Source organism: Microcoleus sp. BM001215392 (assembly GCF_036700185.1).
Lineage (GTDB): Bacteria > Cyanobacteriota > Cyanobacteriia > Cyanobacteriales > Microcoleaceae > Microcoleus.
Genome location: NZ_JAUBOJ010000222.1, coordinates 1 through 12,018 on the forward strand (window position 1 = coordinate 1; position 12,018 = coordinate 12,018).

The 12,018-nt window shown below is 47.4% G+C and carries 6 protein-coding genes; 2 read left to right on the forward strand and 4 right to left on the reverse strand.

The features are described 5' to 3' along the window. Positions 1-276: 276 nt before the first annotated feature. From QT974_RS21420 to QT974_RS21435, 4 genes are all read right to left on the reverse strand, one after another. Entirely contained in the window at positions 277-2,151 is a 1,875-nt protein-coding gene (locus QT974_RS21420; RefSeq protein WP_333470437.1) for an adenylate/guanylate cyclase domain-containing protein, read from the reverse strand. Positions 2,152-2,297: 146 nt separating this feature from the next. Continuing rightward, positions 2,298-5,630, reverse strand: coding sequence for a PAS domain-containing sensor histidine kinase (locus QT974_RS21425; RefSeq protein ID WP_333470438.1), 3,333 nt, complete (start codon positions 5,628-5,630; stop codon positions 2,298-2,300). A gap of 323 nt (positions 5,631-5,953) precedes the next feature. Further along, entirely contained in the window at positions 5,954-9,073 is a 3,120-nt protein-coding gene (locus QT974_RS21430) for an AAA family ATPase (protein WP_333470439.1), read from the reverse strand. Between the two features lie 339 nt (positions 9,074-9,412). Continuing rightward, the gene (locus QT974_RS21435; RefSeq protein WP_333470440.1) at positions 9,413-10,525 is read right to left on the reverse strand and encodes a hypothetical protein; all 1,113 of its coding nucleotides are present in this window, start codon (positions 10,523-10,525) and stop codon (positions 9,413-9,415) included. 447 nt (positions 10,526-10,972) lie between these two features. On the opposite strand from QT974_RS21435, the gene QT974_RS21440 reads away from it, so the two are divergent. Beyond that, positions 10,973-11,095, forward strand: a complete 123-nt coding sequence (locus QT974_RS21440; protein ID WP_333470441.1) for a hypothetical protein — start codon at positions 10,973-10,975, stop codon at positions 11,093-11,095. Positions 11,096-11,286: 191 nt separating this feature from the next. After that, complete coding sequence (locus tag QT974_RS21445; protein WP_333470442.1) at positions 11,287-11,829, forward strand: cyclic nucleotide-binding domain-containing protein; 543 nt, start codon at positions 11,287-11,289, stop codon at positions 11,827-11,829. Positions 11,830-12,018: the final 189 nt, after the last annotated feature.

Here is a 12,018-nt window from a genome sequence, read left to right on the forward strand (position 1 = left end):
CTTAAGAAGGGGGACTTTGAGAATAGTCCTGTCCCCCCCTTCTTAAGGGGGGCTAGGGGGGATCTGGCCCTAATCGTCAAATAACAGTCTCTGAGTGCGTTTGACGTTAAGTTGACACTAATGGACACTGCCGTGTCCTCATTTCGGATAATATTAATTCCGATGCAACCGGAATTCATAGGACAGAATACCTTGAGTTTATCATATCCTAGCTTGGCGATCGAAAGTCTTAGTCGATCGCAAAACCGCAGACTTGTATCCATTTTTTGGGCGGTATCAATCATATTTCTTGCCAGTCAACAAATAAGTAACCATGTATCCCTTCCCCTTAATTTGAATGGCGCCGCGCTTCTGAAATGTGTATTTATCCTTTAATAGTTCGTAGGTTTCGGCGGTGACTTGAATGCAGCCGGTAATCCCGTGGGATTCCATGCGCGAAGCAATATTTACTGTGTCGCCCCACAAATCATAAATAAACTTTTTTAAACCGATGACGCCCGCAACTACAGGGCCGGTGCTAATTCCGATCCGAATGCTGAAAGGTTCGGAATGATCTAAGCTCAGAAGCCGAATTTCGTGTAGCATATCGATCGCCATATTGGCGATCGCCTCGGCATGATCCGCGCGCGCCGTAGGTAAACCGCCGACAACCATGTAAGCATCACCAATAGTCTTAATTTTCTCTAAACCGTGGCGATCGGCTAAATGGTCAAAAGCCGAAAAAATATCGTTGAGCACTTGCACTACCGCAGTCGCTGAAATTCTCGACGACAGTTCTGTAAACCCCACAATGTCGGCAAACATCACAGTTACTTCTCCAAAACTTTCGGCGATATTGTGTTCCTTGTCCTTCAAACGCAGGGCGATCGCTGCCGGCAAAACATTCAGTAGCAGTTGCTCGGATTTAGCTTGTTCTAGTTCCAACTGTAGGTAAGCAGCCTGCAACTGTTCGGCTTGGCGAATTCTTTCTCCCGCTAGCTTTTCAATTTGGGCGGTGCGGCTCAAAGCTGTCAGCATATATGTCACCGGTAGCAGAGTCCACAGCATCCCCATGGTCAGAGTTCCCCAAGAACGCCAGTGCTTGCGAGTGCTGCGAATTTCCGGAGTTGCGGACACGTACAGAGACCACTGGCGGCCGCTAATTTTCAGCAGTCTTTGACAAGCTGTAGAATCCGAGCTTGGATTGTCAAGAATCGGACAGTTTGACCTGAGGGCTGCTTCGGTACCCGCAGATGCGGTCAGCACTTGTTGGGTGGCAGATTGGAACAGCACTGCAAATTGCTGAATTTGGCTCTGGGCAGCCTGATTTGCCTCCATCCGATCGCCCGCGTGTGGCAATAGTGACAGCGCTTCTTGCTTGTCTGAAGCCTCGCTGGCGAGATAAATGTTCAGGTAGTCGGTATTGCGTCCTTTTAAAGAAGTTTGAAAAATATCTTTGCCTCGAAATACCCCCAGTACAAATCCTTGCAGCAGTTGGCGGCGGGATTCGAGGGTAGTGGGTTTAGTGCTGTTTTCGTAAATCGGAACTATTCCCAAAAGACCCGGTTCCTCAGGAGTCACCTCAGCGATGCCCGCGTAGCTGGCGACAATCATTTCTCCAGTATCGCGCGCACGATCGACCGCGGCGCGAATTTCTGCGTGAGAAGCCAAGTCAAAGCCGAATACAGTCTCGTTTCCGGCTGGTGGTTCCACGTAGAAAACCGGGAAGTATTCGGAACGCTGGCCGGCTTTACGCAGTTCTCCTCGGGGGCCGCGTTCTGTAATCTCGAAACTGGGGTCGGTTTCACTTCTGGCTTTGGCTTCGTAGTTGCGCCGCTGCAAATTGGGAACGCGCGGCGCCCAAGCCAGCAGTTGCAAGCTGGGGTGAATGGATAGGGGACGCCCGACAAACCTGGTAAAAGAGGAACGTTCCACGGCGCTAAAGGCTTTCATGTAGTCGCTGAGGGCGAGAACTGCGTCTAAGTCTGAGTTGAGCTGGCGTTCGATGCCGATCGAAATATCATCAATACGGCGGTGCATTTCGTAATCGCGGCGCCTGTCTTCCCAACTCCAAACCATGGCAAATGATAGGCAAGAAAGGCCCACACCCAAAGCGAGCGTCAACCCGGCTGGAATGTAGCGAGACCAGGATAAAGGTAGTTTTTTCAGCATAAATGCCTAGCGAATAAGGGCAGCAGATGATCTCACCGCACCAGCGAGATTAATTTCGGCGTCTGAGTGCCGTTAATTTAAAACCCTGATAACTACCAGCACCCATGGTCATGAGAAATTAAAAGTTAAATATTGAAACTTTTAGATTAACTTTTTCGCTGCCCGTCGCTGGTGCTAGGAATTTCAATCCAAAATTCCGCTCCCTGTCCGGGCGCGCAGATGCACCGCAGACTCCCCCTATGTTTTTCTACCACAATCTGATGGCTGATGGACAATCCCAAGCCTGTGCCAGACCCAACGGGTTTGGTAGTGAAAAAAGGGTCAAACAGCCGTTTCCGAACATCTTCAGTCATTCCCGGGCCGCTGTCGGCGATGCAAATGACCAGGCGATCGCACTCAGCGAGCTTGCTTTTGCTATAGTTTTTCAACCCAGCTTTTTTCATTTCAGTACGAATCACGATCGTCCGGGGTTGCTTGTGATTCTGTAGAACGTCGATCGCATTGCTGATAATATTGAGAAATACCTGGTTTAACTGCCCCGCACAACAGTAAATTTTAGGAATTTTCCCGTAGTCTTTAATAATTTCTATCCGTTTAATGTCACAGCTTTGGTTCAATTTGTGTTGCACGATCAACAGCGTGCTGTCAATTCCTTCGTGAATGTCTGCGAACTTCATTTCTGATTCGTCCAACCGCGAAAAGTTCCGCAGCGACAACACAATATTACTAATTCTTTCTACTCCTGCTGTCATAGAAGTTAGCATTTTTGGCAAATCTTCCTTCAGAAAGTCTAACTCTATTTCCTTAACCTTTTCTCCTATCTGAGGGGCAGGGGATGGGTAGTAGTGCTGGTAGAGATCCAATAGTTCTATTAAATCGTGGAAATAGTTGTAGGTGTGAGAAATATTGCCATTAATAAAAGTTGCGGGATTGTTGATTTCGTGAGCGATGCCAGCCACCATCTGACCGAGGCTAGACATTTTTTCTGATTGAACTAATTGGATTTGAGCGTGTTGGAGCTGTTCGTAGGCTTCTTGCAATTGGGCTGCTTGTTTTCTTAATTGAGATTCGGAAGCTTGGAGTGCGGCTGCGGAAATTTTACGGTTGGTAATATTTTCAATCATCCCTAAATTGTAAATAGATTTTCCTTGGCCGTCTCGAATCACAGTAGCTGTGACGTTTACCCAAACAATTTTACCTGTGGCAGCAATCTGGCGAATTTCAATTTGATAGCTGGTAATTTCTCCGCGAGCCAGAGCAGCAGCCACCTGGAGTTTTTTTTGATTGTCTTCAGGATGCCCAATCTCTCCAAAGGTTTTTTCCAGCAATTCTGTTGCCGTATATCCCAACATTTCGCAGTAAGTTTTATTGACTTGCAGTAACTTGTTATCATCTAAATTAGCTAAGTAGATGCCGATGGGTGCATCTTCAAATATTTTGCGAAATAGTTCTTCGCTGGCCCGGACTTTGGCTTCGAGTGAAAAGCGGTCTGTGAGGTCTTCAAAAGTACACAAAATGCCGACAACATTGTCGTTATTGTCGTGCAAAGGTATTTTATTTGTATCCAGCCAGCGCTGGGTGCCGTCGGCTTGGAGTTGCGACTCAATAATGTGATATTCTGGGGTGTTTTTTGCCATGATGCGGCAGTCGCAGGCTCGAAAAAATTCTGTTTGTTCGGGCTTCCAAGGCATATCGAAGTCGGTGAGACCGGGAATTTGACTCGGGTGATTGAAACCTGCTACTTTAGCAAAATTTTTGTTGGCGCCGAGGTAAACTGAATCTCGATCTTTCCAGGCAATAAACTGAGGGATGTTGTTGATGACTAACCACAGCATTTTTTGGGAACTTTGCAAGGCTTCTGTACGTTCGAGGACGCGCTTTTCGAGTTCTTGATTGGCTTGTTGCAGGGCAATTTTTGACTCGCCCAAAGCGATTTCTGCTAGCTTGAGATCGCTGATATCGATGGTCACTCCTTCCCAAAGTATATCGCCGCCCGGTTGCAGTTCGGGGCGAGCAGTGGCGCGAATCCATTTCAATTTTCCCTCCTTGGTGACGATCCGTCCTTCATGTTTCCAAGGTTGTAAAGTTTGTGCGGAGATTTCTAGAGATTTTGACAAAGATTGTATGTCGTCTGGATGCACCGCCGACCACATGAAAGCTGAGTTTTTTTGCAGTTTTGCTGGGTCTAATTCGTAGAGTTCCCAACAGCCGGAACTGACATAAATGAATTCATTGGAACCGTCGGGATGCAGCAAGTATTGATAAATCATTCCCGGGACGTTGGCTGCCATTTTTTGAAATCTGGCTTCGCTGTGGATCAGTGCAGTTTCTGCCTGTTTGCGATCGCTAATGTCGATCAACAAACCGTCCCAAATAATATCACCTTGTTCGCCCATTTCTGGGCGGGAAGCCCCGCTAACCCACTTAATCCGATCGCCCGGTAAAACTATTCTACCTTCCCAGCGCCAAGGCTCTAAAGTTTTAGCTGAGACAGCCACAGATTCCTGGAAGTTTTGCGCATCATCTGGGTGAATCATTTCGATCGCCGGAATAGCTGATTTTTGGAACACCTCTGGTTGTAATTCGTAGAGTTCGCGACAGCCAGAACTGACGTAGGGGAATGACACAGCGCCGTCGGCTGCTAGCTGGAATTGATAAATCATTCCCGGAACGTTGGCGGCTAGCTTGAGAAGCCTCGCTTCGCTTTGCCGCAGTGCTGTTTCTGCTTGCACGCGATCGGTAATATCGTAGAATGCAGATAAAATTGCTGCTTCGCCGTTAAAATTAATCGCTCGCATCGATATTTTCACCCAAAAAAAATTGCCATTTGCTTTTTTGAGGCAAATTTGAGCGCTGTCGCTAAAGCCATGTTTTTTGAGCAATTCTATTAATTGATGGCGATCGCTCGCGTCGGCATAAAAATCGCTCTTTTTGGTACCGACAAGCTTTTGGGAACTCACCCCAAAAGTTTCGCCGAGGGCGGGATTTGCGTACAAAATCGTGCTGTCTTCCAAGCGCGCAATCAGCATGGGAACGGGAGTGGCAGTGGCGATCGCCCGCAACCTTTCTTCGCTTTCTTGCAGGGCTGTTTCGGCTGCTACTTTTGCGGTAACATCATTTTGAACTCCGATAAAGTGAGTGAGCTTTCCGCCGCCATCGAGAACCGGGGAAACGGTTAATTCATTCCAAAAAGGAGTTTTGTCCTTGCGGTAATTTTTGAGAACTACCTTAATTTCCGTTCCCGATCGCAAACTGCTGCGGAGTCTGTCTAATTCGGCGCGATCGGTATCCGGGCCTTGCAAAAACCGACAGTTGCGTCCAATCACTTCTTCTCGGGTGTAGCCAGTAAGTTTCTCAAAAGCTCGATTGCAGTAGATAATAGGTATCTCAGGCTGGCTAACATCTGCAATCACAATGCTGTTGCTCGACGCGGCGATCGCCCGCTCTAGGACAGATATATCAAAAGGGTCTGTGATCATCCGTAGTAGTATTCCCACTCCGAGGGAGCGGACAGAAAAATAAAAATTTATCGATAGGTTGACGCATTCTTATTTTATTATCTTATTTTAATTTAGCCATTTCCACCAAGCCCACAGAAAAAAAGCCGACAAACAAAGAATCTCGGGCAATTTCAACGGCTATCTCATTTTCGATTTCTGATTTAATATTTTCTCTAGCCGATGACTTATGCTCTCAGGGTGGGGAGCCGATCTACAGCAGTTGGATTCTATTTTGAAATTTATGCGATCTGCGATCGCCAATCAAAAATCGCAAATCAAAAATCAAAAATCGAATAACCATTCTAAATAGACAAACTGATCCCAGAACCCCGAGCAGTTTTGCTGACTTCTATTCTGGCTTGAAAAGCTTCTTTCAGGTGCGGCATATGGGTGACGGTGAGAATGCAGGCGAAGTCCGAGGCGATCGCGTTAATTGCAGCAATCAGGCGATCGCACCCTTCAGCATCCTGAGTCCCGAATCCCTCATCAATAATCAACATTTGCAAAGCCGTCCCCGCCCGCTGAGACAGCAATCTCGCCAGCGCCAGCCGAATCGCAAAATTAATCCGAAAAGCTTCGCCGCCCGAGTAAGTTTCGTAGGGACGAGTACCGCGAGCATCAGCAATTAAAATGTCTAAAGTATCAATCAATTTAGTTGCTTTTTTAGAAGCAGCCGCCCGCTGAGTAATAAATTGCACGTGCAACTGATTGGCGCTCAATCTCGACAATATCTGATTAGTTTCAGCTTCGAGTTGAGGTAAAACATTTTCAATCATCAAAGCTTGAATACCGTTTTTACCAAAAGCTTGACCCAACTCTTGATAAACTTTGTATTGGCGTTTAGCAACCTGCATTTGCTCTTTTTGAACTCCGAGCTGAACCTGCAAAGCTTCCAGATTTTGCTGCTGTTGCTGGAGCCTTCCCAGACTTCCCAAATGCTGGTCTAGCTGGTGGCGGCGGCGGCTGATTTGTTGTTCGACAGCGCTGATGCGAGCAGTCGGATCGGGATGTTCTTGCAACTGGTGATTCATCGCACTTATTTGAGCGGTAACAGCTTGCAAATCGCGATCGCGCACGGCGATCGAATTTGCGATTTCATCAACCCGCTGCTGCACTTGCGGGTACTGCACAGTTGCCGAACTCAGTTTTTCAGCGCGGGCGATCCAATATTGCGTTTTACGCATTTCGCTGCGGACGTGTTCGTGCTGTTCCAAGTTATAGCCAACTTCCCCAATGTATCTATCTAAAGACTGAATTTGCTGCTGGATTGGGGAGCTATTTTTTTGCTTTTCAAAATGCTGTTGTAAGGCGACCAATTGAGTTTGCAACTCCGGGCGGCGGCTGTTAATTTTCAGCAGTCTTTGTTGAGCGTCTTTAATTTGAGCTTGTTTAATTTCCACCCACCGCAAGCGCTTTTCATCGCTGCGGGCGAGCGAGTGACTGCGATCGCTGTAATCGAGCTGTTGCAGTTGCTGCTGGATTTGCTGGAGTTCGCGCCAGTCATCGGCTCCATAGTCACCGGCGCTCAGCAACCGCTCGATTTGGGCCGCGTCTTGACGCATACTTTGCAAGCGGCTTTCGTCTTGGCCCAGGCCATCCAATTGTGCTTGCAAATGGCTGCGGCGTTCCCGCAATTCTTGATAGGGCGCTAATTCCTGTTCTAATTCGCGGTATTCGTGTCTGAGGACTTGAATTTCGCGCTCTGAGACGGCCAACTGTTCCCGCACAACCCACAGTTGGTTCCACAGTTCTTGCTGTTGAGAGTGATGTTTGGTGACTACCAAATTCCAGTAGTGTTCGTCTAAAGGTCGATCGCACAAAGGACAATTCCCAAAATTTGCATCCCGCACCATTAGAGGCGAATGCGCTGACTGAGTTTCGGCAAAATTGGCAGATTTAGTTTCAGTTGCGCTAGTTTCTTGTTCATTTTTACGCAACAGTTGCAGTTTTTGGTCGATTTCAGCAAGTCGGGTTTGATAGTCGCGGCTTTTGGCTTGCAGGTTTTCCAGAAAGCTGTGCCTTTCTTGGCCTTTTTCGCGAACTCGTTCTTGGTAAACTCGCTTGTTTTCTAACTGCAAAATTTGATTGGCGATCGCTGAGATTTCTTGCTGCAATTGCGGCTGTCGCTGCTGTTGCTGACCTTGCAACTGTCGCTGAATTTCAGCTAAGCGGGCGGTTAAACCTGCCGCGGCGCGATCGAGCTTTGTTTGGATCTGCTGCTGCTGTTGGATCAGCGGCGAAACTTGCAGTTGCAGTTGCTCTAGTTGGTTGAGGCGCGATCGGACAGATTGCAACTGTGCGAGTCCTTTGTCAACATCCGGCTGCTGTTTGAGAATCTCGAGAACATCTTTTTCATCTTGTTCTAAGATTTCTAATTGAGCTTGTAAATGCTGAATTTTGTTTTGCGACAGGCTCAGTTCTTGCCGTTGCTGTTCTTGTAATTTTTGGCGCTGGTTTTTGGCTTGTTGGTCAGCTTTGAATTTCTCTGCCAGAGTCTCTTCTGTAGCTTGCAAGCTGTGAAAATAAGCAATTCCGGTTGTAATTTCATTTTCTTGAGCGAGCAGGGCTTGCAGTTCGTTTTGCTGCTGCTTGGCGGCGCCTAGTTCTTGCTGCAAGCGGCGGCATTCTTGAGAGATATTGTAGTGGTGTTGCTGGTGGCCTGCGAGAAGTTTTTGCCAAGTTTGGCGGTTGTGGTGTAGGAGTTGCAGTTGCTGCAATTCGGTGGTGTCGGCTTGCTGCTGTGAAGAGAGCAAATCGGTTGCTTGCTGCAATTGAGTTTGTTCGGAGGCGAGATTCTCTGTTTGTTGCAGTTGCTCTTGGATTGTCTGCAAACTCTGTTTGAGGACTTCGACTTTGGCTTTAAATTCTCTGGACTTTTCCTTGGCTTGTTCGGATAAAGTATCGTATCGATCGAGCTTGAGCAGGTTGGCTAAAACTTGCTTGCGCTCGATCGGCTTTTTGAGCATAAACTCATCAGCTCGCCCCTGCCGCAAATACGCCGAGTTAATAAAAGTATCGTAATCTAGTTTGATATGTTCGAGAATTTTCTGCTGAGTATTTCTGAGTCCCTTGTCAGTGAGAGTACGAAAACTAAGTTGATCCTGAGTCTCGGCAGAATTCAAGCTGACTTGAAATTCTAAACTTCCCGATTGTCCGCGGCGGCGGTTGCGAATCACCCGGTAGATTTGACCGCCCGTGGAGAAAGTAAAATCAACGCGGACATCTATCTCGCCGATATGGATGATATCGTCTTCTGTATCGCTGCGACAACAGCCCCAAAGTGCCCAGGCGATCGCTTCTAAGAGAGAGGATTTACCAGCACCGTTAGGCCCGCAAATGCAAGCTGTGTGCAGTCCGCGAAAGTCTAAAGCAGCTTCGCGATAGCTGAGAAAATTTTTGAGAGTCAGTTGTATAGGAATCATTTAAGGCCATCGCGCCATACAATCTATTTATAAATAACACTATTTGTGTGCTGTTGCCTAGTTGTTCAATCCAGATTATTTTTTACCCGCTCCTGTGAGTCAGGATCGGGCCGTGTCATTTCCCTAGAGCGAGCTACCGCCTGCGGTGTCCTCGCAATAGGCGTGTTTCCGATAGTAGGGAAACGGCATTACCTTATTACCTTGTTCTGCGATCGTAGATAAACATCATTGCTGCGTGCTTGAGGGCTGAGAATTTGCCACCATCAAAAAGGGTTGACTGTATGAATACAGCCAACCCCGGGTCTATTTAGTTGTCGTGGGCTTGCTCAAACAGCAAAACTATCTGACAATATTTGGGAAGGTATAGCCGACACCGACTAACAATCCCACTTCAGCTCCGTCAAGAAAACCAACATTCAGCCCTGCTGTGGCTGTAAAATTTCTGGACAGGGGTACATCTACACCTCCTGTAATCAGAAAACCAAAATGACCGTTATCGCCGGTAGAAAGTACCACGCCGGCACCTGCATAAGGAGCAGCAGTAATCACAAAGTCATCGCTGACTTCGACAGCATCTTGAGAGACAAAATCGTAGGTAACTGGAACTAGAAGAGTTAAGTTGTCGCGGAACAAAACACTCGGTCTCACCGAGAAATTGCTCGTCAAACCAATTTTGCTAATAATCGCAAATGAAGTGTCGCCTAGGGCTGAATCTCCGCCAAAACCTATATTGCCACCAATCCCCACGTAGCTGGGGCCAGAACGGGTAGCTCGGCCTGGTCTGATGGTGGTGCTGCCCGGTTGAGCCAATATCTGAGGTTTGTCGGAGACTGTACCCGGTTTTTGGGCAAGTTTTGGTTGGTTTGTCAGAGATGAAGCGGAAGTGCTGACAGGATTGCTCAACACTTCTCGTGCTGTTTTGACTTCTTTTTCTTCCTTGGCTGCTGTCAGTTGGGAATTAGGGCGATCGGCAACAATTGAGGTAGGTCGATCGCTCTTTTGGGCAGTTTGCACCGTTGGCTGCACTCTAACGCTATTATCAGCAATTTTAGGTGTTTCTTCCGACTTTTGAGTCTCAACAGCAATGGATGTATTTTGCACAGTTTCTGTCCCAGCAATATCCGATGTTGTGGCGGAGGGTGCGGACGGTGCTGCAACAGGTGCGATCGAGTTGGCCGCAGGTGTGGGGGCTGCTGGCTCTACCGCTGCTGTCAGGTCGATCGAACTGATAGAATCAATTTTTGTATTGCTAGCCGTTGTTTCGCCATCTGGTGTCACTGCGGTCGTTGCCGCAGGCTCAGAAATTTGGTCAATATTTTGAGTCGCTGCATTGGCGGTTGTACCGACTTCTGGCAAGTTGCCAGTTTCAGCTTTGGCTGGCGTACCGCAACAAACTGCTAAAGCTGCAAGATTTATTAAGGCAAAAGCCGACTTGGAAAATAGACTATTCATAGACACTCCTCAATGAATGGTGTGTTAAAAGTGTAAGTGTTTGAGAGCTAAAGTTGAGAGCTTTGCTAAAAAATGACACAAAAATCGGTTGTGTTGTTCCTAGATTGGCATTCAACGGTTGAACAGTCAACTCTCTCTGCGCTTAATTAGATTTAAGAACAGACAGCGGGTTTATCGGCTAATTTTAATTTACACATCGAGCTGCTAAAAATCAATCCTCCGAAGGATTTCACCCAGGCTGCTCTTAGCACTTTTGTCAAAAAAATGCCACCGCAGACCACCTCACAACCAGCAGTTCGATCGCTAATTGCTATCTAAAATCTCAAATTTAAAATAGTATTCAGGGGTAGCGCGCGCCCCCAAGAACAGAATTCTACAATTCTGTACTCGGGGGCGCTGCACTCAAGGGCAACAGCCCCAAAACCAGGCTGGTGCTGGCATACCCGCTTGCCACCTTTGAGACAGCAAGCTGCGATCAATGTTGGTTTTGGCAATGGAGCCGTCCCAAGCAAGGGCAGTAGTATCGGGCAGGCGATCGGCTGCTGCACTCAGTGGGGACAAGTAATGTAGAATAACACTGACGATCGCCACGAATGGTAGATAGATCGTGTCAAAATTACTGAATATTATTAGAATCGTGTAAAATTTAGTATCTTATTGGTAAAGTTTAGGCTTCGTTTTCGCTCAGAATCTGACCATTTAACAACAGCACGCAACTAAGCAAGTAAAAAATACAAAGTATCTCATCTCAACCTGATTTTATGAGCAAAGTTCTAGTCATTTTAGGCGAATTGAGCGATCGCGACATCGATTGGATGCTCGCCAACGGCACCCGCAACAAATTTCCCCCCGGCACCACCTTGATTGTCGAAGGTAAGCCCTTAGACGCCCTCTACATAGTTCTGGATGGAACTTTGAGCGTTTCGGTAGCATCTTTGGGTAACAAAGAAATTGGAAAAATTATTTGCGGGGAAGTGTTGGGCGAAATGTCTTTTGTAGACGGGAGGCTTCCTTCTGCTAGCGTTACGGTGGTTGAGGAATCGCTGATTTTGTCAATTCCGAGGCGGCTGCTGACTGAAAAACTCGAGCAAGACGTGCTGTTTTCGCTGCGGTTTTATCGGGCGATTACTAAATTTCTGTCGTCGAGACTGCGGGGTACTGTCAGGCGGTTTGGCGAAGAAACTGATTATTTAATCTACCAAGATCCTGACGACGAGCGGGCGATCGGGCAAAATAATATCGAAAATCCCGATTTAGCTCAATCGAGGTTTCAATGGTTGTTGCAGCGTTTGAAGGGCAGTTGAGGGAAGAAGTCAGTGGTCAGTAGCGCGAGCGTCCCCGCTCGCGAACGTCCAACGTCAGTAGCGCGAGCGTCCCCGCTCGCGAATGTTATTAGAGTCATTAGCGCAAGCGTCCCCGCTCGCGAATGTCAGTGGTCATTAGATATCTTGCAAAAATCAAAATGTATATGTAGGGGCGTAGCATTTGGGCGA

Coding starts and splice junctions, on each gene's coding strand:
- QT974_RS21420 (WP_333470437.1), bottom strand. CDS start 2,151: ATGCTGAAAAAACTACCTTTATCCTGGTCTCGCTACATTCCAGCCGGG.
- QT974_RS21425 (WP_333470438.1), bottom strand. CDS start 5,630: ATGATCACAGACCCTTTTGATATATCTGTCCTAGAGCGGGCGATCGCC.
- QT974_RS21430 (WP_333470439.1), bottom strand. CDS start 9,073: ATGATTCCTATACAACTGACTCTCAAAAATTTTCTCAGCTATCGCGAA.
- QT974_RS21435 (WP_333470440.1), bottom strand. CDS start 10,525: ATGAATAGTCTATTTTCCAAGTCGGCTTTTGCCTTAATAAATCTTGCA.
- QT974_RS21445 (WP_333470442.1), top strand. CDS start 11,287: ATGAGCAAAGTTCTAGTCATTTTAGGCGAATTGAGCGATCGCGACATC.